At 46.9% G+C, this 25,520-nt stretch carries 22 protein-coding genes; 15 read left to right on the top strand and 7 right to left on the bottom strand.

What is annotated here, in order from left to right; translation table 11 throughout:
• Positions 1-27 precede the first annotated feature (27 nt).
• From WBJ53_RS14385 to WBJ53_RS14375, 3 genes are all read left to right on the top strand, one after another.
• Complete coding sequence (locus tag WBJ53_RS14385) at positions 28-3,474, top strand: ThuA domain-containing protein (RefSeq protein WP_338876837.1); 3,447 nt, start codon at positions 28-30, stop codon at positions 3,472-3,474.
• A 43-nt stretch (positions 3,475-3,517) separates the two neighbouring features.
• Positions 3,518-3,898: a hypothetical protein gene (locus WBJ53_RS14380; RefSeq protein WP_338876836.1), complete on the top strand. Its 381-nt coding sequence runs from the start codon at positions 3,518-3,520 to the stop codon at positions 3,896-3,898.
• A 92-nt stretch (positions 3,899-3,990) separates the two neighbouring features.
• Positions 3,991-4,803: an SDR family NAD(P)-dependent oxidoreductase gene (locus tag WBJ53_RS14375; protein ID WP_338876835.1), complete on the top strand. Its 813-nt coding sequence runs from the start codon at positions 3,991-3,993 to the stop codon at positions 4,801-4,803.
• Between the two features lie 85 nt (positions 4,804-4,888).
• Here WBJ53_RS14375 and WBJ53_RS14370 read toward each other — a convergent pair whose 3' ends face one another.
• The 3 genes from WBJ53_RS14370 to WBJ53_RS14360 form a co-directional block, all read right to left on the bottom strand.
• Positions 4,889-5,290, bottom strand: coding sequence for a hypothetical protein (locus tag WBJ53_RS14370; RefSeq protein ID WP_338876834.1), 402 nt, complete (start codon positions 5,288-5,290; stop codon positions 4,889-4,891).
• Positions 5,291-5,644: 354 nt separating this feature from the next.
• Entirely contained in the window at positions 5,645-6,022 is a 378-nt protein-coding gene (locus tag WBJ53_RS14365) for a hypothetical protein (protein WP_338876833.1), read from the bottom strand.
• Between the two features lie 79 nt (positions 6,023-6,101).
• Positions 6,102-6,635 (bottom strand): NUDIX hydrolase, encoded by a 534-nt coding sequence (locus WBJ53_RS14360; protein WP_338876832.1) that lies wholly within the window; start codon positions 6,633-6,635, stop codon positions 6,102-6,104.
• 63 nt (positions 6,636-6,698) lie between these two features.
• Here WBJ53_RS14360 and WBJ53_RS14355 point away from each other — a divergent pair, with 63 nt between their 5' ends.
• Entirely contained in the window at positions 6,699-7,598 is a 900-nt protein-coding gene (locus WBJ53_RS14355; protein ID WP_338876831.1) for a DUF2911 domain-containing protein, read from the top strand.
• Between the two features lie 67 nt (positions 7,599-7,665).
• On the opposite strand, the gene WBJ53_RS14350 is transcribed toward WBJ53_RS14355, so the two are convergent.
• Positions 7,666-9,351, bottom strand: coding sequence for a sodium:solute symporter (locus WBJ53_RS14350; RefSeq protein WP_338876830.1), 1,686 nt, complete (start codon positions 9,349-9,351; stop codon positions 7,666-7,668).
• 232 nt (positions 9,352-9,583) lie between these two features.
• On the opposite strand from WBJ53_RS14350, the gene WBJ53_RS14345 reads away from it, so the two are divergent.
• Both WBJ53_RS14345 and WBJ53_RS14340 read left to right on the top strand, forming a co-directional pair.
• Positions 9,584-10,372, top strand: coding sequence for a glucose 1-dehydrogenase (locus WBJ53_RS14345; protein WP_338876829.1), 789 nt, complete (start codon positions 9,584-9,586; stop codon positions 10,370-10,372).
• Between the two features lie 126 nt (positions 10,373-10,498).
• Positions 10,499-11,032 (top strand): DinB family protein, encoded by a 534-nt coding sequence (locus tag WBJ53_RS14340; protein WP_338876828.1) that lies wholly within the window; start codon positions 10,499-10,501, stop codon positions 11,030-11,032.
• Positions 11,033-11,042: 10 nt separating this feature from the next.
• Here WBJ53_RS14340 and WBJ53_RS14335 read toward each other — a convergent pair whose 3' ends face one another.
• The 3 genes from WBJ53_RS14335 to tilS form a co-directional block, all read right to left on the bottom strand.
• On the bottom strand, positions 11,043-11,771 hold the full coding sequence (locus tag WBJ53_RS14335) for an SDR family oxidoreductase (protein ID WP_338876827.1): 729 nt from the start codon (positions 11,769-11,771) through the stop codon (positions 11,043-11,045).
• 121 nt (positions 11,772-11,892) lie between these two features.
• Complete coding sequence (locus WBJ53_RS14330) at positions 11,893-14,175, bottom strand: carboxypeptidase regulatory-like domain-containing protein (protein ID WP_338876826.1); 2,283 nt, start codon at positions 14,173-14,175, stop codon at positions 11,893-11,895.
• A gap of 157 nt (positions 14,176-14,332) precedes the next feature.
• Positions 14,333-15,754, bottom strand: coding sequence for a tRNA lysidine(34) synthetase TilS (gene tilS / locus WBJ53_RS14325; RefSeq protein WP_338876825.1), 1,422 nt, complete (start codon positions 15,752-15,754; stop codon positions 14,333-14,335).
• Between tilS and WBJ53_RS14320 the strand changes: the two genes are divergently transcribed.
• The 9 genes from WBJ53_RS14320 (at position 15,734) to recN (ending at position 25,454) form a co-directional block, all read left to right on the top strand.
• Positions 15,734-17,515, top strand: coding sequence for an OstA-like protein (locus WBJ53_RS14320; protein ID WP_338876824.1), 1,782 nt, complete (start codon positions 15,734-15,736; stop codon positions 17,513-17,515). The genes tilS and WBJ53_RS14320 overlap by 21 nt on opposite strands.
• 95 nt (positions 17,516-17,610) lie before the next feature.
• Positions 17,611-18,267 (top strand): T9SS type A sorting domain-containing protein, encoded by a 657-nt coding sequence (locus tag WBJ53_RS14315; protein WP_338876823.1) that lies wholly within the window; start codon positions 17,611-17,613, stop codon positions 18,265-18,267.
• 126 nt (positions 18,268-18,393) lie between these two features.
• Positions 18,394-19,287 (top strand): outer membrane protein assembly factor BamD, encoded by an 894-nt coding sequence (gene bamD / locus WBJ53_RS14310; protein WP_338876822.1) that lies wholly within the window; start codon positions 18,394-18,396, stop codon positions 19,285-19,287.
• Positions 19,288-19,369: 82 nt separating this feature from the next.
• Positions 19,370-19,684 (top strand): DNA-directed RNA polymerase subunit omega, encoded by a 315-nt coding sequence (locus WBJ53_RS14305; protein ID WP_338876821.1) that lies wholly within the window; start codon positions 19,370-19,372, stop codon positions 19,682-19,684.
• Between the two features lie 259 nt (positions 19,685-19,943).
• On the top strand, positions 19,944-20,654 hold the full coding sequence (locus WBJ53_RS14300; protein WP_338876820.1) for a phytanoyl-CoA dioxygenase family protein: 711 nt from the start codon (positions 19,944-19,946) through the stop codon (positions 20,652-20,654).
• A 201-nt stretch (positions 20,655-20,855) separates the two neighbouring features.
• Positions 20,856-21,350, top strand: a complete 495-nt coding sequence (locus tag WBJ53_RS14295; RefSeq protein WP_338876819.1) for a hypothetical protein — start codon at positions 20,856-20,858, stop codon at positions 21,348-21,350.
• 118 nt (positions 21,351-21,468) lie between these two features.
• Complete coding sequence (coaBC, locus tag WBJ53_RS14290) at positions 21,469-22,752, top strand: bifunctional phosphopantothenoylcysteine decarboxylase/phosphopantothenate--cysteine ligase CoaBC (protein WP_338876818.1); 1,284 nt, start codon at positions 21,469-21,471, stop codon at positions 22,750-22,752.
• Positions 22,749-23,663, top strand: a complete 915-nt coding sequence (locus WBJ53_RS14285) for a DUF4835 family protein (RefSeq protein WP_338876817.1) — start codon at positions 22,749-22,751, stop codon at positions 23,661-23,663. Before coaBC ends, WBJ53_RS14285 begins: the two co-directional genes overlap by 4 nt.
• Positions 23,664-23,777: 114 nt before the next feature.
• Positions 23,778-25,454 (top strand): DNA repair protein RecN, encoded by a 1,677-nt coding sequence (gene recN / locus WBJ53_RS14280; protein ID WP_338876816.1) that lies wholly within the window; start codon positions 23,778-23,780, stop codon positions 25,452-25,454.
• Positions 25,455-25,520 lie beyond the last annotated feature (66 nt).

Here is a 25,520-nt window from a genome sequence, read left to right as displayed (position 1 = left end):
CAATAACAGTAAAATACCCTGTGCTTTATGAAAGTAAACTCTCTAAAAATCAGCACCATAGTTTGCGGGTTATGGCTGCTGGCACATATTGCTTTTGCTCAAACACCTAAACTCAACCTGCTTGTTTTCAGCAAGACGGCCGCTTTCCGGCACCAGTCTATTGAAGCAGGTAAGAAAGCACTGGCGAAGATGGCCAGTGAAAAGGGTTTTGGGGTGAGCTTCACCGAAGATGCCAGCCAGTTTAATGAAGCCAATCTGAAAAAATACAATACGGTCGTATTTCTCAACACCACAGGCGATGTGCTTAATAACGAGCAGCAAAGTGCATTTGAGCGCTACATTCAGGCCGGTGGTGGCTATGTTGGTATTCACGCAGCCACCGATACGGAATACGAATGGCCCTGGTACGGTAATCTGGCGGGAGCTTACTTCCTCGATCACCCCATGCCCAATAATGTGCAGAAAGGCAAGTTTATCGTCGCCATGAAAAACCACTGGGCTACCAAAGGGATGCCCGATGAGTTTGAGCGCACCGACGAGTTTTACAGCTTCAGGAATATCTCACCCAAGCTCAACGTCGTGCTCAAAATCGACGAAAAAACCTATCAGGGTGGCAAAAACGGCGATAATCACCCCATGAGCTGGCATCAGGAGTTCGACGGCGGACGGTCTTTTTACACAGCGATGGGGCATACCGACGAAACCTTTTCGGAACCGTTGTTTCTGAATCACCTCTGGTCGGGCATTCTGTACACCACGGGTGGCGATAACCCGAAACCGCTAAACTTTGCCAAAGCCCGGCCGGAAGAAAACCGATTCTCGAAAGTTGTTCTAGCCGAAAAACTGGATGAGCCGATGGAACTGAGCGTACTGGGCGACGGACGAATTTTGTTTATCCAGCGCAAAGGTGAGGTTCGTTTGTATAACACCAAAACCAAAGAACTTAAAACGATCACCAAAATTCCGGTCAGCATTAAATACGTCAATAAGGAAGGTAAGGAATCGATGGGGGAAGATGGGCTGCTGGGTCTGAATAAAGACCCGAATTTTGCGCAGAACCACTGGATTTATCTCTACTATTCGGTTCCCGAAGAATCGAAAAACGTGCTGGCCCGCTTCGAACTGAATGGCGATGAACTGGATATGAACTCGAAGAAAGTACTGCTCGACGTACCGACCCAGCGCGAAGAGTGCTGTCATACGGGTGGTTCGATTGCCTGGGATAGAGCCGGAAACCTGTATCTGTCCACAGGCGACAACACCAACCCGCACGCATCAAACGGGTATAGCCCCAGCGACGAGCGCGAAGGTCGCGGCCCGTGGGACGCCCAGAAATCGTCGGCCAACACGAACGACCTGCGCGGTAAAATTATCCGCATCCATCCTGAAGCGAACGGCACCTACACCATTCCCGACGGTAATCTGTTTCCTAAAGGCACTGCCCAGACCCGCCCGGAAATTTACACGATGGGTCACCGCAACCCGTTCCGCATTTCGGTCGACCAGAAAACGGGCTACGTATATTGGGGCGAAGTGGGGCCTGATGCAGCCAAACCCGATCCGAATCGTGGCCCTGCCGGACATGACGAAGTGGGGCAGGCTCGTAAAGCCGGAAACTTCGGCTGGCCGCATTTTGTGGGCGACAACAAAGCCTATAACAAATACGACTTTACCGCCAGTAAGTCGGGTGAAAAGTGGGATGCGGCTGCACCGACCAACAACTCGCCCAACAACACCGGTTTGAAAGTGCTGCCTCCCGCGCAAAAGGCATTTATCTGGTATCCGTACGATGCGTCGCCGGAGTTCCCGCTGGTGGGCGCCGGTGGCCGGAATGCCATGGCTGGACCGGTTTTCTACAGCGAGGATTTTAAAGCGGCACCTCACGCATTCCCGAATTACTACGACAAAAAGCTGATTACCTACGACTGGATGCGAGGCTGGGTCATGGCCGTTATGATGGACCAGGAAGGCAACTACGTGTCGATGGAGCGGTTTATGCCGAGCTACAAGTTCAGCAACCCGATGGATATGGAATTTGCCGAGAATGGTGACCTCTACATGCTCGAATACGGTTCTGGCTGGTTCTCGGCCAACGACGATGCCCGCCTGATTCGGATCGAATACAACGGTGGAAACCGGAAGCCGCAGTTACAGATGGTAGCCAATAAAATGGGTGGATCGGCCCCGCTGGCGCTCAAACTTAGTTCGAAAGGAACCGAAGATGCCGACGGCGATGCGTTGACCTATTCCTGGAAGGTTACGTCGAAAAATGGCTACAGCAAAGTCATTAACACACCCGATGCGAACCTGACGCTGGATAAAATGGGCGTTTATAAAGCCACACTGACCGTGAATGATGGCAAAGGTGGCACCGCTTCGCAGTCGATGGATATTACTGTGGGCAACGAAGCGCCCGTTCTGAGTCTGGAGATGCCGGGGGCCAATAAGTCGTTCTACGTAGCCAACAAGCCATTTGCCTACGATGTTAAGGTGAGTGATAAAGAAGATGGCACCCTGGGCAAAGGTATTGATCCTGAGCGCGTAGCCGTTACTATCGATTACCTGCCCGAAGGCTTTGATAAAGTTGCTATTGCGCAGGGACATCGGTCGGCCGATGCGGGTGCCTTACTGACAACGGGTAAAAAACTGATTGAAGGCAGCGACTGTAAAGCCTGTCATAGCATCAACAAAAAGTCGATTGGACCGGCTTATGCTGACGTAGCGAAAAAGTATAAAGGCGACAACTCAGCCCTGGAGCGGCTGACCAAAAAAGTGATTACCGGTGGGGCTGGCGTATGGGGCGAAACACCTATGTCGGCACACCCACAACTCTCGGCCGCCGATGCCTCCGAAATGGTGAAGTATGTGCTGAGCCTTTCGAGCGAGTCGGCGACCAACGCATTGCCTGCCAAGGGCAACTACACCGCCAAAATTCCAGCGGGCGACAAGGGCAAAGGCGTTTACATTGTTCGGGCATCATACGAAGACAAAGGCGCGAAAGGACTGCCTTCGCTCCGGTCGGAACAGACGTTTATGCTCCGCAATGCCATGCTGGACCCCCATGGCTTCGATACCTACGACAACGTCAACAAAATGGCATTCGGAGGTAATAATCTCGCCATTCCATCCAAATCAGGCGCTTACATGGGTATTAAGCAGGTCGATCTGGCAGGCGTTTCGGAGTTTCGGCTTCTGGCAGTAGCGCCCAAGCCTCAGCTCAATGCCATTGGGGGTAAAGTAGAAGCCCATCTGGATAGCCCAACTGGCAAGCTCATTGGCGAATCGGCCATGCTGGAGCCTTCCGACAAGATGGACTTCAAGCCGAATCAATTGAGTGTTCCGGTCAAGCTACCCGTTCCAGCCGACAATAAGCCGCACGATGTGTATCTGGTCTTCGTCAATCCGGCGAAAGCAGCCGGAAGCCTGATGGTGGTAATGGGCGTTGAAGCCGTTCTCGATTCTACGACACATTAACTTCTGTAGTCTAATCCTGTTTCATTTCTAACCAATTCTAACTATGAAAAAAGTAAGCGTACTTCTGTTCTTTTTATTGCTGGGAGTTGCATACAATGGTTTTTCCCAAGCCACACCCTCCGATTTTTTTGCAGCTAAATGGGATATTCTGGTGGCAGGCACGCCCAATGGCGACGCAAAATTTTTAACTCAACTGGTCAGAAAAGATGGAAAGCTCACCGGCGAGTTAAAAAATCCAACAGATGCGTCTGCCGAACCGATCCCGATCACAAAAATTGAGGAAGCAGACAATAAAATAACCATCTATTTCACGGCTCAAGGCTACGATGTGAACCTGGATCTTGAAAAAGTGGATGAAGATAATTTGAAAGGCTCGCTGATGGGCATGTTTGATGCGAAAGCCCTGCGGGTTAAAGAAGGCTAAACGGGCAGTCTTACGCCTTTAAAACACTTCCCGAAAGTGCAGAACTATCTGTTCTAAGCTTTCGGGAAGTTGCGTCTTAAGCTACACTAATCATGCAAATAGCCAATAAAACATTTGTTGTAACGGGTGCTGGTAGCGGTATTGGGCGCGAACTAACCTTGCAATTGCTAAAAAAAGGCGCTAACGTCGCCGGAGTCGATATTCATCCCAATACTCTCCACGATACGCAGCAACTAGCCGGTGACGATCATAAATGCTTTATGGCATTTCCGCTCGATATTACGGATAGAGAAGCGGTCGGACAATTACCACAGGCAGTTGTCGGTCACTTTGGCGCAGTAGACGGTTTAATCAATAATGCCGGTATTATTCAGCCCTTTAAACCTGTTCAGGAATTAACAATGGATGAGATCGATCGCGTTCTGCATGTTAATTTTTACGGAACGCTATACCTGACCAAAGCCTTTTTGCCTCTTTTCCTGGAGCGCCCCGAAGCTCATATTGCGAATGTGTCGAGTATGGGTGGTTTTCTGTCCGTACCAGGTCAAACAATTTATGGGGCTGCCAAAGCGGCTGTTAAGCTCTTTACAGAGGGTTTATATGCCGAATTGATAAACACACAGGTTAACGTAACGGTCATATTTCCTGGCGCCATTGCCACTAATATTACTGAAAACTCAGGATTAGGCAAACCCAAAGCGAGCAGCAATTCAGCCTCCGAGTCAAAAATTAAACCGTTACCTGCTCCCAAAGCGGCTCAGATTATTTTGGACGCAATTGAAAAAAATAAATTCAGAGTAACGGTAGGCAGCGATGCCCGGTTTCTGGATTTACTCTATCGTTTCAATCCAAAATATGCTACAAACCTGATTCAGAAGAAAATGAAGAGTCTTCTGACCATGTGAGATAGGGCTATAACCAGAAAAACCTTCCTAAAGATAGCAATGCCACCTTTGGAAGGCTTATCTGGTTAGCTATATCAGGCGTCCGTTAATCGTTTCCAATCACGGATGTACTATCTGAATGACGTTTACGCTGTTTGGCCGTACGGTCGTCCGTTGCGCTGCGGTATTCGCCAACGCGCTGAATCTTGTAATTCCGCTCGGCCAGACTTACAGAGGGTGTATGATCAACCGTAATACCGCCTACTGGCTCAGCATTTGGTACTGCTTTTTTATAGTCGGCCAGCCGAGCGTCGTTCGGAGCGGGAGCTTCGACGGCAACGTTCGTTTTCGACTCCCATTTACGGGCAGCAGCGGCTTTGTTTGGGTGTTTGTAATTGTGTGTCGAGTATGTTGGATCATTTCGCAACTGCTGTTTATCCTGCGCCTGTGTCGGCCCGGCTATAGCCAGCAAGGCCAGACCAGCTAGTAGTCCCAGAGTGTATTTCATAACTATTCTATGGTTTTGTTGTACAGCAAAACTATCAATTTTGTCGTACTTACAAAACAAAGAAATTGACTACTATATTTATAGTTTTTACGATTTTTCACCTAAACACGCGTTATTTATGCAAAAACAGTACGTTTAAAAGGTAATTTCATTAGTTTATAGATAAAAATCGCCCTTCATCACATTTTCACCAAACTTTTTTTGGGGCTATTTATTCCTTCACAGGCAATCATTTTCTGAGTATTCGCAAGCCAGGTCTGCCGTTAAAAACAGCCCCGGCTAAGCCGATCAGGAAGCACCAAAACCAGCCGGTTATAGCTGGTTTTGGATAACGTCACATAAAAACTTAAGTTTTCAGGCAGCCTTATGATGATGCTCATGTTTATGCTTTGGCTGCATACTATGTGAGGCATGAACAACATGCTGGGTTTTGTAATTCCAGCTTGCCATATCGGTAGAAGCCTTGTAATCGATATTGATACCGCCATCCGATTCGCCCTGACGAACCTGGGGTTTATAATCGGACCACAGTGCCTCTTTTGCCGAAGTTGCTGGCACACTGACCCCCGATGTATGCTCGAGATGCTGAGCTACACTAGCCTTATTCATCTGTTTGTAGTTGTGCGTAGAATACGTCGGATCGATATATGCTACAGGATGGTCTTGCGCAAAAGCGGGCTTCATTAAAACCAACAGAATGAGTCCACCAACCAATTTCAGCACTGTTTTCATAGCCTTGTTTGTTTTAGTTTATCGAATCCATTACTGGTTGGTCATAAAACAAACTGCCTGGCGAATAAACTATTAATTTTTAATTAATTTTTTGAACCATTCTCAGGACAGACACTGAATTCGTTCGTGTAGTAATTGTATTGAGAGCCACCCATTGCACATCTTTGACCTCTTCATTTAGCTTAAAGGGCTCCGTCGGATCGGCTTCGAACAGAAACCGAATATCGTAATGAAGATGCTCCGGCACATCGCCACGGGCCGGAATGGGATGTATATCAACATCTAGGATTGCTGGGCTTACCAGTTTCAGCGAGGTGAGCCCTGTTTCCTCTTCAGCTTCGCGAAAGGCTACAGCCCTACTATCAGGATCACCATCGGCATGTCCGCCCGGCTGAAGCCATCTGTCGAGTTTACGGTGATGAATTAAAACTACCTGTTGCCGATCGGGGCTAACAATCAAAGCCGATGCCGTGATATGGCCAATGAGAAGAGTTCGTTCAAAACACGCAGGATTGGCTTCAACAAACTCAATGGTGGCCTGAGTCATGGCTTTTTCATCGGCTGTGACCGGATGATGTTCTTTCAATAAGGTAAGCAATGCTTTTCGATGCATAAGTTGGCTTTATATGTAAAAAAGCTGCAATTTGTGTCAATTTTCCAATCTATGTTTATAATCATGCGCAAATTTGCACTTTCAGCGTCCACATTTCTTCTGGCCGCTCAATTAGCCACCGCTCAAATTAAACTGCCTTCGCCTAGCCCCGGCGCCACCGTAACCCAAACCGTAGGAACTACTGATTTCACGATTAATTATTCACGGCCAAGCCTGAAAGGCCGGACACCGTTTACCGATGCGTTTGTTCCAACGGGAAAAATCTGGCGGACCGGTGCCAATGCTGCTACCGCCTTTACTACATCGACCGATGTGATGATCAACGGCAAAACCCTGCCGGCCGGCAGCTATGCCATCCTATCGATACCCGACAAAAACGACTGGACGCTTATTTTTAGCAGCAACAAGTCTGTTACAGAACAAACCTACAAACCCGAAGAAGATGTATTACGGGTTCAGCTTAAGCCAACTACGGGTGGCGAAAAAGTTGAAACCTTTACAATCGGCTTTAGTGATCTGACCGAGGCCTCAACCAAACTGAATATTCTATGGGATGATGTGAAAGTCAGTGCCGATCTGAAAGTCGATGTAGAAGCTAATGCAGCTGCTAATGTTGATAAGGCTGTAGCCGACAAGCCCGATGATGCAGCCGTATTGCAGGCAGCCGCCAATTATAACCTGTCGAAAGGTCGCAATCTGGATCAGGCACTGGGCTGGATCGACAAATCGGTTTCAATGGGCGAAAATTTCCGCAATCTGTACATTAAATCACAGATTCTGGCCAAAATGGGTAAGTACGCTGAAGCGCTGCCACTGGCCCAGAAAGCCCTGTCGCTCGGGCAATCGTCAAATGATTCGGTTTTCCCGTTCTTTAAAGAGGGGATCGAAAAAAGCATTGCCGACTATACGGCTAACCTCCCTGCCGTTCCCACTATAAAAGGGAAAGGCAAGAAGAAATCCTAGGTTTTCATTGAGTGAATTAGCGATTGATTGTAGCTTCTGAATGAAGTTCACTCAATCGCTAATTCATTCAATTGTTACGAAACACCTGTTGCAGTAGCCAGGCAAACCCGACAACCAACAGGCATCCAATCACGTTCAGCCACAAAAAGGCAGTCAGATTCAGATACCAGCTCAGCACCACAAACACTTCGGCAATAAGAGCTCCCCAGAACGTAGCCCGCCCACCAATTGACTTCACATAGAATGCCACCACAAAAACACCCAGTATAACACCATAGAACAATGATCCCAGAATATTGACAGCTTCGATCATACTGCCCAACTGATTGGCAAACTGGGCAACTATAATACAGAATATTCCCCAACCAACAGTTGCCCAGCGCGACACACTCAGATAATGCGCATCGTCGCCATCGTTTCTGACTAATCGTTTATAAACATCAACCACCGTTGTTGATGCCAATGAACTATAGGCAGCCGCAATTGACCCCATTGAAGCACTAAAGATCACGGCAATCAGTAGCCCAATGAGACCATGCGGCAGAAAATCGAGCACAAATCGCAGAAATATGTAATTAACATCATTCGTATCGGCTGCCGGGTTATTTTTTTGGATGAGCTTAACCACATCCTGCTTTACCGTTTTAAGGGCTTCGTCGGTTTGATGCAGGTTAACTACAGCGGCTTCCTGAGCCACTTCATCATGCGCCTGCAAAGCGGCCTGCATATCGGCGACTATTCGCTGGCGCTGGGCTGTCAGGTTCTGATGTTTGATTTCAGCGATCTGATAAGGTTGCGCATATTGGCTACTTTTCAGCCGTTCGGTTTCCTGCTTATTAAAAAATACGGGAGACGGATTATACTGGTAAAACACAAAAACCAGTACTCCGACCAACAAAATCAGAAACTGCATCGGCACCTTCAGTAAACCATTCATTAATAACCCCAGGCGGCTTTGGCTAATTGTTTCTCCCGTCAAATACCGGCCCACCTGCGACTGATCGGTCCCGAAATAAGACAATTGCAAAAAGAATCCACCAATCAGTCCTGACCATAAATTATAGCGACTGTTCGCATCGAACTTCAGGTCGATCAGATTCATACGCCCGGCTTTTCCGGCAACATGCAGCGCATCGACAAAACCAACCCCATCGGGCAGAAATTTCACCGTCAGATAACCAGCCAGCGCCATTGCAAACGTAACAATTGCCATTTGCTGCAGATGCGTATAGGAAATAGCTTTCGTACCGCCCGAAACCGTATAAATCAGGACAATTCCCCCCATAAGCAGGTTGGTCCAGTAAATATTCCACCCCAGAATGGTCGATAGAATAATGGCGGGAGCATAAATCGACAAACCGGTCGACAGCCCGCGCTGGAGCAAAAACAACCCCGCCGTCAGGGTTCGAACGCGGGTATCGAAACGGCTTTCGAGGTATTCATAAGCGGTAAATACTTTCAGTTTATGAAAAATAGGTACGAATGTAACCGAGAGCACAACCATGGCCAGCGGCAATCCAAAATAGAATTGCACAAAACGCATTCCATCGCTGAAACCTTGCCCCGGAGCAGAAAGGAAAGTGATTGCGCTCGCCTGCGTTGCCATGACCGATAGGCCAACATGATACCACGGTAATGATTGCCCGGCCAGCAGATAGTCGTCCATACTTCGACTATTCCGACTCCGGACTACACCATAAACAATAACTCCCAATAACGTTGCAATTAATACGCCCCAGTCAATTGTACTCATGAAAGCCAGCGCATTAAAACGTAAAACAGGATAATTTCAACGGCTAAACTTCCGATGACGATCGTGTAGAGTTGCGTCCATGTACGCACAAAGGGCGGTAGATCTGATGATTTATCCGGCATAAAAGGTGGGTTGATGAATAATAACGGCAAAATTACTGGAAATCTGACGTCTCTTTTGAAATACATGCTGAAACATATAGTTTGCATGGCACATACCCGACAAAACCGCTATGAATTCTCAATCTGTTTTTCATTCAGAAAAAGCCCTGTTCGATCTTTCGGATAAAGTTGCCCTTATCACTGGAGCCAGTAAAGGTATTGGCGAAGATATTGCCCGGCTCTTTGCCCGATTTGGCGCAAAAGTAGTGGTCAGCAGCCGAAAACAGGAAGCGCTGGATGCACTTGCCAATGACATCAGAAATCAGGGAGGAGAAGCCACCGGAATTGCCGCCCACGTAGGCGATTCTGACCAGCTACAAAACCTGGTCGATAAAACCATTTCTGTATATGGAGGTATCGATATTCTGGTCAACAATGCGGCTAGTAACCCTGTTTTCGGCCCGGCATTGGAATGCGATGGGTTAGCGTTTGATAAAATCATGCAGGCGAATGTAAAAGCTCCGTTTGAACTGAGTAAACGCTGCTATCCGAGTATGAAAGCCCGAGGGGGCGGTAGTATAATCATGATGAGCAGTATTGCGGGTTATACTCCCGACCCTGGCCTGGGAATTTATAGTGTAAGCAAAGCATCGTTAAACATGCTCACAAAGGTCCTGGCTAAGGAATGGGGACCCGATGGGATTCGGGTAAATGCAATCTGTCCGGGGCTGATTAAAACAAAGTTTAGTCAGGCACTATGGCAAAACGAACAAATTCTGGACCACTTCATCAAACGGCTCCCCATTGCCCGGATGGGCGCAACTGACGAAATTAGTCCACTAGCTCTTTTTCTGGCGGCAAATGCTTCGTCGTACTGCACAGGTAGCTTATTTTATGCCGATGGCGGAACAATCATTTAAGTAGTTATGTAGCCTATGGTAAGTGGGCTGCCACTCATTCGAATCTGGTTTATCGTATCGGTGGCAGCCCTACCCGTTTACTCCATCCTATAGCAATGAAGCATTGCTTCGGTATATAATCAACCCATGACACCTTCCATCGAAACTCGCGAAGTCTGGCTACGCGGTCCCCTACCCGATGTTCCTCCACTGCTCCAGCCCGTTGCTCATGCGTTGCTTCAGGCACGCGAAGAAGCCCAGGCCCTACTGCAACACTTTCCGGATTCGCTACTCTGGGAACGGCCTGCCGATGTGGCTTCGGTTGGTTTTCATCTACAGCATTTAACGGGCGTGCTCGACCGGCTTTTTACCTACGCACGTGGTGAGATGCTCTCGGCAGCACAGTTGGCCGTTCTGGCTACCGAAGGCAAGCCCGAGGTTGATGGCCCCATTTCTGTACAGAGCCTGATGAGCCAGTTCAATCAACAGGTCGATGTTGCTCTTGCTCAACTACAGGCAACCGACCCACAAACCTTGCTCGAAATTCGTGGAGTTGGCCGGGCGCAGATTCCATCTACCGGACTGGGCCTGTTTGTTCATGCGGCCGAACATACGATGCGCCACATTGGTCAACTATCGGTTACTGCCCGGATTCTATTGGCCCAACAGTCGGCAAAATAAGGCTGAGTTTTCATAAAACCCCGAGCCGACCGCCATCGGCAACGAGGGTAGTTCCATGAATAAACCGGGCATCGTCTGAGGCTAGATAACAGATAGCAGATGCAATATCTTCGGGTTTACCAATGGCGCCCTCAATTTTCTCCCTGCCGCTTTTCACATTCGGATTTTCCCATAACATGGGGGTATCAACGGCCCCCGGTGCCACGCAGTTGATCCGCACTTTAGCCATGTCGTATTCCAGTGAAACACCCCGCGTGAAGGCTTCCATGCCACCTTTACTGGCCGCATACGGAATTACATTCGCCGTTGTCTGATGCGCATGAACAGAACTAACATTCACAATGGCGCCCCCGTTCATGTGCGGAATACAAAACTTACAGAAGAGAAATACGGCTCTAAGATTTACGGCCATCAGCTCATCCCAATCGTCAATCGACAGATCGACGATTGGGGTAAAGGTCATCATGGCGGCATCATTGACTAAAATATCAACCCTGCCCCATTGGGCAACCACATCGTTTACGGCCGTTTCAATGGCTGTTGCGTTGGCCAGATCTACTTCGGCAAAATCAGCAATGCCCCCTTTTTCTCTAATTTGTTCGACAACGTCGATACCCTGCTCCCTATCGCGCCCAATCACCAGCACTTTCCCACCTTCGGCCCCCATCTGTCTGGCAGTTGCGCGCCCAATACCCGATGTAGCTCCCGTAATAAGGCACACTTTGTTCCTAAACCGCATAATGTCAGGTTGTTTTGCCATCCAACCATCTGTAGCATCGAACTGTTTAACTCTCTGGTCACAGTTACACAAAAAGCGCAGGCCTGTGGGCCTGCGCTTTTTGTGTAGAAACTCCGTTTAGCTACTGCACTGATAATATTTTAAATTCTGTTCGACGGTTCTGCTGATGTTCATCTTCTGAACAGGTCACCCCATCGACACAGCCATTGATAATTTCACTCTCACCATATCCACGGGCCACCAATCGTTTGGCATCGATTCCGCGCGACACCAGATAGTCGAGAGCAGCGCGAGCCCGGTTTTCCGACAACCGAAGGTTATAGGCATCGGTAGCCCGCGCATCGGTATGCGATCGTAATTCGATCTGCATCTGCGGATATTCTTTCAGGATTGCCAGCACGTGGTCGAGTTCTTTGGCAGCGTCGGCCCGGATAAAAAACTTATTCAGATCGTAGTAGATGTTTTTCAACTGGAATACATCACCAACGCCATACAGCCCGAGCGAATCCGTTACGACCTTGGCTTTCTTTTTCGATTTTGCATACTGGGTCTTCTTGGTCGCATACCGATCCTTCTGTGCTGTGAGCGTGTAGGGCGCTCCTGGCTTCATGTTAAATTCATAGCCACCATCGGGACCAGTCGTTACGGTTTGTTCTGATTTATCTTTCTCATTCCGCAGGGTCACTTTCACACCCGATGCAGGCTGCTGGTTTACTTCTGTTTTTACGACTCCCCGAACCAATGTGTTTTCGGTTCGTTCGAGATAAATTGATACGCTCAGCACCGGTTTGGGCGACTGAGTTAATGTAGAAAATCGGACGCTGTTCAGTGCAAACCCTTCTTTAACGGCCCGGAATTCATACTCTGTGTTGGCATCTACACACATTTCTGCCCGTCCATCGACATTTGTAACCCGCAGGTCCTGATTGACGCCATTGCGCAAGATGCGTACATCGGCGCTTTCGAGTGGAGAGCCGGTTTTAGCATCGTAAACTAAGATATTCAGTTGCTTACAAGTCCGGCGGAATGCGTAAATATCATCATCACTAATACCTTTCTTACGGTTACTGCTGAAATAACCAGTGGTACGATATTTATCGGTAATAAAGCCAAAATCATCTTTCTCGGAGTTTACGGGGGCCCCTACATTTTGAACACCTTTATAAGCTACTCCATCTTTCAGTTCGGCATAGAAAACATCCAGCCCGCCAAGTCCTTCATGCCCATCCGACGAAAAATACAAATTACCGTTTCCGTCGGCATAAGGAAACATTTCGTTGCCTTCGGTATTGATTTCTTTTCCCAGATTTACGGGGGTGCCCCATTCGCCATTGTTATATTCGACTACATACAAATCGGTTCCGCCAAAGCCTCCTGGCATATCGGATACGAAGTACATTTTAGAATCGTCGGGGGCAAAGGCGGGGTGCCCAACCGAGTATTCGTTACTATTGAACGGCAGTTCTTTGATGTCGACCCATTTGCCGCCTTTATTCACGGAAGAATACAATTTTAATTTTCTGACACCATCTGAGCTTTTACCGGCCTTTCCTTTACTGGTATTGTTCCGGGTGAAAACGATTGTATTCTGATCACGCGTAAACGTCATTGGCCCTTCATGATATTTGGTATTCAGCGTGCGACTGAAAATTTCGGCTTTGGTCAATGGCTGCGATGGCTCCGCCGATTCGTCGACCTGAGCTTCTTTCGCCTGTGCCCCTCCCCCAACAGCGGCAGCACCAGCCCGTTTAAACTCCAGACCGGGCACCCGTAACTGGTTGGTATCGGGGTGATAATACATATCCAGAAAAGGAGTCTGATTCCAGTTAAACACCCGTTTTACTGCCCCCGATTCATCACGCGCCGATACAAAAACCAGTCCACCTTTGTAGTACATGGGGCTGAAGTCGGCCTGGCGCGAATTAATAGGAAGATCATACAGCCGATAGGAGGATGAGTCCTGATAGAATCGGCTCAAATCCATATAAGAGACCGTAAAACGCCGACCACGCAAATCCTGAGCCTGTTTTTCGCCATACTGGCTATACATTTTCTGCGATTCGCGGTATTTACCGTTGGCAGCCAGCGACTGTGCGTAATAGAGGTAAACCTCACTGTCGAGATCAGTATACTGCTTCACTAGATCGGCATAAACACGCTCGGCATTCCGCGTATCCTGTAATTTTCGATAGCTATAACCAAGTTTAATTAATGCTTCCCGCGTTTCGGCAGGGTCCTTCTTTTTGTCCGTGCGCAAAAATTCTTCATACGCTCGCACAGCGCTGACGTAGCTAAGGTTATCAAACTGTTTGTTAGCCGCTCGTAACCGCGCACTTTGCGCCTGAACGGTGAGGCTTCCAAAAGCCATCCCCGCGATGAGCAAAACCCGTACAATCCGGTTCATGGGAGTCTATAAGTTAAAATACTATGGGCTTATGGCAATTATATCAAATAGGATGCCAGAATTTATTTTTTTATCCTTTTTAGCTTTTTATGAGCCTGAAATACGTTATCAGGAACCTTAAAAGTGCAATTTATTAGATGCAGTTCAATGTTTTAAGTCACTTGCTGTCCCAAATAAATTGTGCCACCTGCGTTGTGTTCTCGGTGATTCGAAACCGATGATTTATCCGATGCCCGATTACCCACACAATTTCTCCGCCCGATGCTAAAACCATAACCTGCTGCCGTTCTGTATACGTTAATTTCAGATCATTCAGCAAATCGCTCACCAGCTTTCGACCATTTAGCCCTAGGGGCCAAAAGCGATCACCACGCTGCCAGGGGCGGATGACAAGCGGAAAAATCAGGAGACTGGCATCAAGGCAGGCAATGGCTGCGTGGGCTGGTGGGCGAAAATCGGGCGGTTTGTTTAGCTGCAGCACCGTTAATTCGGCCAGATCGGCTATGGCTATTGAAGACGTTGGCCAGTCGGTAACAAAAATTTCGGTAGTGGGTCTGGTTCTGAGTTGTTCCAGCATTAATCCTGTTTTCCCGTTCAACCGGTCGTGTGTTATCCGATGGGTAGCCGTCTCAAACACTTGCCCAACGGGTCTGGCAAGCGATTCGATCATTTGTTTTACCTGATCGGTTCCAAATCCAAACGGTTTCAACCATTCGGCAAGCAGAAAGGCGGGTTCGGGTTGCTGCAACAGCTTATCGGCAGAAAACAGTACCCGATCCGTTTGTTGCTCTGCCACTTCGTTCCAGCACTGTTCTACTTGTCGCTTCATGAGCGATTCGGCCGCCCGTAATCGTTCGATAGTTCGAGGCAGGCCTTCCCACAACCCCGGATTCAATCCGATTAATATGGGTACGACGTGATGCCGAATCCGGTTGCGAGCGTATTTATCATCACTATTGGAACGATCTTCCCGATAAGCAATTCCTCGTTCACGGGCATAGTTGGCTAAGTCATCGCGTGTTGCAAACAACAAGGGACGAATCATAACGCCCGCCACCGATTTTTCCTGCCGCGGAGCGATGCCATGAAGGCCCGCAAGCCCAGTACCACGCGTTAAGTTAAAAAGCAGGGTTTCCAGCACATCATTCTTATGATGTGCCGTAGCCAGGCTGGCATAGCCATTGGCATCGACAAGTTGGGCAAACCAGGCATACCGCAGATCACGGGCGGCCATCTGAATCGAAATATTCCGTTCATGAGCGACGGCATTGGTATCGAAACGAGTCAGATGAAACGGAACCTCATACTGTTCGGCCTTGTTTTGTACAAAATCGGCATCGGCGTCCGACTCTGCACCGCGAAGTCCGAAGTTGACGTGGGCGATGGCGAAAGGCAATCCCGTCTGATAAAACAGATCAGCCATAACCATCGAGTCAATGCCTCCACTCACAGCCAGCAACACGCGATCGGCAGGACCGCATAATCGATTGTCGTTAATAAATGCTAAAAACGCCTGCTCCAGCGTAGGGTTCCGGCCCGAAGCCGTAGTTTTGTCATTATGTTTCGACTGCTTACCCACGTTTTAGTTGTATTTATCCTGATCGGCTCACTGTTTCTGTCTTCAGATGCGTTGGCACAGGCTGGTGGAACACTGCCTGCCGACAAAGTTGAATTACTTCATGCCGACAGTTTAGTGGGAATCAATCAACCCGGCCAGATTATCCGTAAAATTTACAATAATGTACGCTTTCGCCAAAAAGGTGTACTGATGTATTGTAATCTGGCTATACAGAATGTAACGACAAACATAATCGAAGCGTATGGCAATGTCCGGCTCATTCAGGGCGATACCATCAGTGTACGGGGTGATACCATGTTCTACTATGGCAACACACGGCAGGCCGACATTCGTAGCCATGTGGTGATGCGTGATCGCAAAATGACGCTGACCACCAGCCAGCTTGAATACGATATGGTTACGGGAATTGCTCACTACCCCAAACCTGGCCGTATTGTCGATAAAGAAAATGTATTGACCAGCCGCGAAGGCTACTACGACACCCGCACCAAACTGTTCACCTTTCGCCAGAACGTTCGATTAGTTAACCCCAAAGGTACGCTTACGGCCGATTCGCTGCTCTATAATTCGCTGACGCGTATTGCCACCTTTCAGGGACCAACGCGCATTGTGAACAAAGATGGCGTTCTGACGGCTGTAGAAGGGCAGTATAATACAACTACAGGTATTTCAAACTTCCAGCGTCGGGCAACGGTTGAAACGCCCAAATACCGACTTACGGGCGATTCGTTATATTATGACAACATCACGGAGTTAGGAATTGCCAAGGGCAATGTGGTGATGGTAGCCAAAGACCGGAAAGCAATCATCACCGGCGACCATGTGCGGTATAACGGCAAACTTGGTATTTCGAGGGTTACGGGGCATCCGGTCGCCAAAAGTCTGGCTAACGAAACTACCCAAGACACGCTCTTTCTTCGGGCCGACACGCTGTTTTCATTCGACGACACCATCAATAACACCCGTCGGTTACTGGCTCAAAAAAATGTTTTTGTCTTTAAATCAGACTTGCAGAGCAAATGCGACTCACTGATTTATAACACAGCCGATTCAACCATTTACTTCTATAAAAAACCAATTGTCTGGAGCCAGAACAAGTACCAGATGGAAGCCGATTCGATACGAGCCTTAATGAAGAACAATCGGATCAATACCATGTATCTACAGAGCAAATCATTCGTGATCTCGCTCGATACACTCATGAACTTCAACCAGGTGAAAGGCCGAACCATTACCGCCTATTTTGCTACCAAAATTACACCAGTCAGTTCAGCCTCAGCCAGTTCGACAGCAGGAAATCTTACAGCCTCTGCAACGAATGCTCCCCCACGAAGCGTACCGGCAAAAGGAGCCACTCCGGCATCAGCTACGGTTGTTCAACAGGAGCAAACTGTATTAGATCGGGTGGTTGTGGAAGGAAACGGACAAAGCATTTACTATGCTGTCGATGAAAAGAATAAGATGATTGGTCTCAACCATGTTGAGTGTAGCCGAATGAACATCGAGTTTACCGACAGCAAGGTGGGCCGGATTCGGTTCTATGGTCAGCCCGACGCTCAGTTGATTCCGCCAAAAGAAATAACCAGCGACGATAAAGAGCTCGATGGTTTCTACTGGCGTGAGGCAGAAAAGCCCACGAAGGGACAGGTTTTGTGGCAGGAAACACCGCCCGTAGTGAAGCCGGGGACTAAAAAACCATTAAAAATCAGGAGCTCAACTAAACCTTTAGCTAAAAAACGCGTTCCAAAAGGTATAAAATAACACTTTTAACAATTTTTTAGACTCTACCCCGTTGACTTTGTCTTTTTCGATGAATAGGTTTGCGGTGAGTACAAGTGTACCTGAAGTTGATATCTATGAAGCAAATTATACTTTTGGGTTTTCTGACCGCCATTCTGACGGCCACCACTCCGCTCCTGGCTCAAACAGCCCTGCGCGATTCCGACCCCCACAAGGGGAGTCGGTTGGAGTTGGGAAGGGCCTCGGGAGGACGGAAGACAGCCGCTCCTACCCTTTCTACCAAACGCTTTTCGCTGGCACCGTCTACAACGGCAAACAGTCTGGATCGGGCAACAACCATTCGGAAAAATGCACCAATCAACGAGTACTACCGATCGTTGCTGGTTGCTCGTCCGACAGCGAAATCAACAGGTCGTAGTGTTTCAACCGAGAATACATCCGTTTCGGTAAGCGAAGCCCGCTCGGGCGCCGAACCAGAAATTCGGGCCGATGAGCGGATGTATAGTAATGACCGCATTACGGTCTCCAACATATATCCTAATCCTGCCAGCGAATCAGCACAAGTCGATTATCAGATAACAGGCACTGTTGGTGAAGCCAAACTGATTTTACTGAATGTGCTGGGTTCTCCCATTGCCGAATATGAACTGGGGGCTAACGACCACAAAGTTCATTTGGCAACCCGCGAGCTGGCGAGTGGTTATTATTTCTATCAGTTATCATTGGATGGCCGGAAAGTAGCAACCAAAAAGTTGCTGGTTCGCCATCAGTAAGCGATCGTTGAGCTTGTTAAATTTTCATAAACAGCCTCTAATAAGCGATCAATTTGCCGCACTATACGGGCCACATCGTCGTTAAAGTCGGTGTAGCCCGTATTTTTTTAGTATATTTGCGTTCTTATGCAACAACGTCACATCAGTAAAGGTCTGCTGGGAGTTCTGGTCGTGCTAATTATGGGTTCGTGCAGTCCGTTTGCCAAACTGCAAAAGAACGGTACTGACGACGAAAAGTATAAAGCAGCCGTCGAGTATTATAAAAAAGAGGACTGGTATCGAGCTGGTTTGCTCTTTGAAGAATTGATTCCGGTGCTGAAAGGAAGCACAGAGTCAGAAATGGCGCAGTTTTATCACGCCTATACGCAGTACCATCAGCAGCAATACTTGCTCAGCGCCACTCTTTTCAAGAAGTTTTACGAGACATTTGCCCGTAGTGAATATGCGCAGGAAGCAATGTATATGTATGCCTACTCGCTGTATAAAGATACTCCGCAATACAACCTCGATCAATCGAATACCCTAACCGCCACCTCGGCTTTGCAGGACTTTGTCAACACCTATCCTGACAGTAAATACCGCGACGAGTGTACTAAAATCATTCTGGAACTGCGGGGCAAACTGGAGCGGAAGGCCTACGAAAAAGCTAAACTATACTATAAGACCAGCGGTTTTAATATTGCTTCCTATAAATCATCGGTTATTTCGATCAATAACTTTCAGAAAGATTTCCCAGACTCCGAGTATAACGAAGAGCTGGCTTTTATGAAAGTAGATGCAGAATATAGCCTGGCTAACAATAGTCTGGAAACCAAACAGAAGGAACGGTATCAGGAAGCAATTAATTATTATCAGGCGTTCATCGACAAATTTCCCAATAGCAAATATCTGAAACAGGCTGAACGGATGTACGAATCCAGCCAGAAAGAAATTGAACGGTTGGAGAAACTGGAGCAGGAACGCGAAAAGCTTAGAAACCCAAACGCAAACCGCCCGGCGAAAGTAACGGCAGCAAATTAATTTGGCTAGTTGTCGTTGGTGAACAGAATCGAAACAATTACTGTTCACTAATGGCTTCTGGCTGTTAACTGTTAACTGAAATATGGCAACGAATCAATCTCTTATTACCCGCGATAATGACAAGATAGCGGCTCAGACAGGTAATCTGTATGAATCAGTATCAATCATATCGAAGCGCGCCCGTCAGATTGCGACGAAAAACAAAGAAGAATTAAGCAATAAGTTATCAGAATTTGTATCTGCAGTTGACAACCTCGAAGAGGTGTTCGAAAACCGCGAGCAAATCGAAATTTCCAAATTTTACGAACGGATGCCCAAACCAACGTCGATTGCTACCGACGAGTTTCTGGAAGGGAAAGTATTCTGGCGCAATAACGAAGATGACGCTCAGCAATAACCTGTAAGTAACTGCTGATTTTCTCCTAACCGCACGGTATGTTTTCCGTGCGGTTTTTTGGTTTCTGTTAGTTGGTACACCAATTTTCAGGGATAAGCCTTTAGCCTATGAGCGAAAGTGCTACTGTTATTGAGTTCTTGTAGCTTTCCATTTTTACTACAATAATTACCATACCCTGACAGGTAAATACAATAAACTATAAAAATAACACAAAAATTACATATATTTAAACGCTAGCCATCAGCAAATGGGAGACCTTATGAACCACAGAGACGAACTTTTGGGCAATGGCTTTTCAATTATTGACAACATCTTCTCGGCAGACGAAGTGCATACCATTTTGACTACGATCAACAATGCTGATTCAAACAAAGGTACTTTCAGAAAAACTACAGACTTATTTGCAATCCGACAGTTTTTAAAAGAAGTTCCAGAAACTTTTGACCTCATATTTACAGACAAACTGAAATCAGTTATTCGACAAGTTATGGGGAATAACTATTTTGTGGTTAAGAGCATTTATTTTGACAAACCCGAAACATCAAATTGGTACGTTTCATATCATCAAGACTTAACAATTTCAGTAGACAAAAAACATAAACTTGATAACTTCGGACCTTGGACAACAAAACAAAATCAGGTTGCCGTTCAACCCCCAACAGACTTATTAGAGAACATAACAACAATTAGAATTCATTTAGACGACACCGACGAAAATAACGGAGCTTTAAAAGTTGTACCGGCTTCCCACTTGAAACAAATATACAGACCTGAAACAATTAATTGGGACATAGAAACTGAAATAACTTGCGCAGTTAAGCAAGGTGGACTTATGCTTATGAAGCCACTCACGTTGCACAGTTCAAGCAGGACGACAAACAGAAAAAAAAGACGAGTTATTCATATAGAATTTTCAAACAAAGAATTACCGATAGAATTAAAATGGGCAGAACGAATAAACTTGAACTAGGTTCCAGAACGGCTAACATTAGCTTGGCAATATAACGACTGAATTGGACCGCCGAAGCGGTGCTTCTATGAAACATTTGCGCAAGATTCAACAATAGGATTTCTATTGAACTTTTATATTTGGATCCTCCACATCGCCAGGCCGTAAACTGGTAGCTGTCAGGTAAGCAACCAAAATCTAAACAAAAAAAAATTCTGCAAAATGGGACAATACAAAGCAAACTCACTAAATTCTCAAAATTTCAGTTTAACATTTGGTAATAAGAAAGCGGGAGAACTAATTTATAAAAAATGGTATTCGTTTGATGCGGAAATTTTATTGTCCAACGGCAAAAAATATCGGCTGGAACCAAAAGGATTCTGGGACTCGAAAATTGAATTAAAAGATGAGAGTCAAACTTTATTAGAGTTCAAAATGGGCTGGAAAGGTATACTTATTAAAACATTCTTTGACAATAAAGAAAATACTTATTTACTAACACTTAAAGGGCTTTTGAGTAATAAGTTTGTGCTACTTGATACTAATAATTCAGAATTAATGGTAGCAGAAACTGAGTTTAAATGGAACAAATTAAGCTTTGACTATACCATTGAAACTACTTCACATTTTGACAACTTTGGTAATAATGAGTTATTGTTACTCACAATTTTGCATTGCATAAATTATTATATGACAATCACTGTTGCAGCAGCATAATAAAATCTAACTATAAAAAAATTCCCGAACGGCTAACATTAGCTTGGCAACAGGGCCGATAGACTGGCCCGCCAATCAGCCGCTCTTCATTCACAACAAATCAAAAACTTAAACAGCCTTGAAAGGAAAACGAATTTTATTGGGAGTGACGGGCAGTATTTCGGCCTATAAAGCCGCTTTGCTGGTTCGGTTGCTGGTTAAGGCCGAAGCTGAGGTTCAGGTTGTTATGACCGAAGCAGCCCAGATGTTTATTACACCGCTGACACTGTCTACTCTCTCAAAGCGGCCGGTTTTATCGACCTTTGTAAACGACAACAGCGGCAACTGGAATAACCACGTCGAACTTGGACTTTGGGCCGACGCGCTTGTCATTGCCCCGGCATCGGCTCATACACTGGCTCGCTGCGCCTACGGACTCTGCGATGACCTACTGTCGGCAGTGTATCTATCGGCAAAATGTCCGGTATTTATTGCGCCAGCGATGGACCTGGATATGTACCGCCATCCGACCACGGTTGAGAACCTGCATCGACTCGAATCCTTTGGCAATCACATTATCCAGGCCGAACATGGTGAACTGGCCAGTGGTCTGGTTGGCGAAGGTCGCCTGGCCGAACCCGAACACATCATGCAGGTGCTGGAAGGCTTTTTTGAGGCTGGGAATAGTAGGGAGTTGCAGGGAGTCGGCATAGTAAATTCTTCTCCAGGCTCCCTGCAATTCCCCGCAGCTCCCCGCAACTCCCCCGCTCCTCTACAAAACAAACGCGTACTAATTACAGCCGGACCAACGCAGGAAGCTATTGACCCGGTTCGTTATATTAGTAACCATTCAACGGGTAAAATGGGTTATGCGATAGCCCGGGTTTTTGCAGAAGCCGGTGCTCAGGTTTCGCTGGTGAGCGGGCCAACGGCTTTGCCGTTACCGCACCCAGCCATTCGGCGGGTTGAGGTACGGTCGGCGAAAGAGATGTATGAAGCCTCGGAGGCTATTTTCAACGAAGCAGATATAATCGTATTAAGTGCGGCTGTAGCCGATTATACACCGCTGCATGTAGCCGAACATAAAATCAAGAAAAAAGAGAGCACATTTTCTATCGAACTCACCAAAACAACCGATATTGCAGCCACGCTTGGGAGTCAGAAACACCCCGATCAATTGATGATGGGGTTTGCACTGGAAACCAACGACGAACTGGCCAATGCGTTGAAAAAGCTGCACTCCAAAAATCTGGACTGGATTGTACTCAACTCATTACGCGATCCGGGAGCCGGTTTTGGGCACGATACCAACAAAATAACCGTTATTGACAAAGACGAACAAACCTACGAATTTGCGCTAAAAACGAAAGACGAAGTGGCGCAGGATCTGGTTAGTCTGGTTGCCCGGAAGTTATCAGTATGAAACAACTAATGCTATTGATCTGCCTGCTTGCTGTTCAATTGACAACACAGGCTCAGGAACTGAACTGTCAGGTAACGATCAACTCCGATCAGTTATTTGCACAGCAGAAAACTGACTTTTCCTATGTGAACCAGTTAAAAGGTATCATTACGGAGTTCATGAATAACCGACGCTGGAGTAATGACCAGTTTGCGGTTTCTGAACGTATCAACTGCTCAATGAATATTAACCTGATCAAATCATTGACGCAGGGCGCTTTTGAAGCTACAGCCCAAATCGTTGTTACCCGGCCAGTCTATGGCACAACTTACGAAACCACAACATTCAGTTATGTCGATCGGGCCTTCAATTTTGTTTATTTACCCTCAACGCCCGTTTATTTTCGCGATAATCAGTTTTCCGACGATTTAACGTCGATGCTGGCTTTTTATGCCAATGTAATTCTGGCCGTCGATTACGACACGTTCAGTAAACGCGGAGGAAATCCATTCATTCAGAAAGCCTATACCATTGTGAACCTGGCCCAGCAGGGGTCTCCCAATGGGGCCTGGCAAAATTCGGGCGACCGGCGGAATCGCTATTGGCTGATCGAGAATTTGCAAAATCAGCAGCTCCTTCCTTTCCGCGATGGTGTATATTCGTATCATCGCCAGGGGCTCGATATGTTTGCCGCCAATCCGGTAGAGGTTCGCAAACAGGTACTTGCCCTGCTAACCACCATCCGTACCATTGGTCTTCAACTACCCAATTCGGTTCTGATCAGTTCCTTTTTTGATGCTAAATCGCAGGAGTTACTCAATATTCTCTACGAAGGCACTGCCAATGAGCGCAAACAGGCTTTTGAGCTATTATCTTTTTTAGATCCGGGCAAAACAGAAGCCTATCGAAAGTTGGTAGCTACGGGTCAGTGAGCTTAAAGGGGCCAGGTTTTTTCTTTCTCCAAACGCATTTTTCATTCAAACTATCCATCCGTATTTTTGAACCGCACCCCCACTGGCATTGTTCTGTAAGTAAGCGCTTCTTCTATGCTATCGCATTTACTGATAAAAAATTACGCACTGATCGATCAACTTGAACTCACCCCCGATCGTGAACTAAACATCATTACGGGCGAAACGGGGGCCGGAAAGTCGATTATGTTGGGGGCAATTGGCCTCTTACTTGGCAATCGCGCCGATACAAGGGCTCTCTACGATCCGGAGAAAAAATGCATCATCGAAGGTATTTTTAGCGTTTCGGGCTATCAGATTGAACGAATCTTCGATGAAGAAGAATTAGATTTTTCTGATACCTGCATTGTGCGTCGGGAAATCAGTGTCAGTGGAAAGTCAAGAGCTTTTGTTAATGATACGCCCGTTAATCTCGAAACGCTTCGACGCGTAACCAGCCAGCTGATGGATATTCATTCGCAGCACGATTCGGTTTTGCTTGGCTCAAACGAATATCAACTGGAAATAGTCGATACATACGCTCAGGACGACGAACTTTTGCAACACTATCGGATCGACTACCTGGCCTATCGGTCGGCAAAATCGGTTTATGAACAACTACAATCGGAGGCTTCCGCCATGCGAAAGGAGTTCGACTATAATAACTTCCTGTATGAAGAACTGGTGAAAGCCCAATTGCAGCCCGATGAGCAGGAAAGCCTGGAACAGGAACTGAACATACTCGAAAATGCGGAGGAAATTAAGGAACGACTGCAACTGGCCTACGAATATCTGGATAACAGCGAACAATCGGTCATCGATTTTTTAAAAGGAACTGTTAGTAACCTTACCTACATCAGCAAGCTTTCTGACCAGTACGAGCAATTGCTACAGCGAGCACAAAGCAGTTTGATTGAACTTCGCGATCTGGCCGACGAAATCAGCACGGAACAGGATCGGGTTGAGATCGATGATACCCGAGCGGACACCATTCGCGAACGACTCAATCTGATTTATCAGCTTCAGAATAAACACCAGGCAAAAAATGTACAGGCACTGATTGCCTTACGGGACGAACTCGAACAAAAAGTCAGTAAGGTGCTAAACCTCGATGATGCGCTTACAGAAGCCAAAATGAATACCGAAGCTGCCAGGGCAAAGCTTCAGGGTAGCGCCCAGGCTCTTTCCGATGCAAGGCAGATGGTACTTAAACCCATCGAATCGGAAATTAAAAGCCTGCTGAACGAGCTGGGTATGCCTAATGCATCGCTGCTGATTCAGGCCGAAATTGGTAAACCAACTCCGGCCGGTATCGATACCATTTCGTTTCTGTTCAGTGCCAATAAAGGCATAAAACCACAGCAACTGAAAAGTGTAGCATCAGGCGGTGAGTTTTCAAGGCTAATGATGGCCATAAAATACATTCTGGCCAGTAAGCGCTCGCTCCCGACAATTATCTTCGATGAAATTGATACAGGCGTTTCGGGCGAAATAGCGATTAAGATGGGGAACATGATGCGTGATATGGCCCATAGCCACCAAATCATCGCCATCACACACTTGCATCAGATTGCCGGACAGGGTAATGCTCATTATTTCGTCTTTAAGGATCATTCGTCGTCCAAAACAGTCAGTCGAATTAAAAAACTTACTTTCGACGAACGGGTTGCAGAAATAGCCCAGATGATTGGCGGTAAAAATCCTTCGGCCAGCGCGCTAAAAAATGCCCGCGAAATTCTGAAACAACGCGCTACGGCAACTGCCAATAGATGATATATGACACGTATGCGCTATGACATGACGGTTTGTTCAGCCATAGCGCATATGCCATTCATTTAC

The organism is Spirosoma sp. SC4-14 (assembly GCF_037201965.1).
In the GTDB taxonomy this organism is placed as follows: Bacteria; Bacteroidota; Bacteroidia; order Cytophagales; family Spirosomataceae; genus Spirosoma.
The sequence above is the reverse complement of the archived record's forward strand: the minus strand, read 5'-3'. Positions and strand labels throughout refer to the sequence as shown.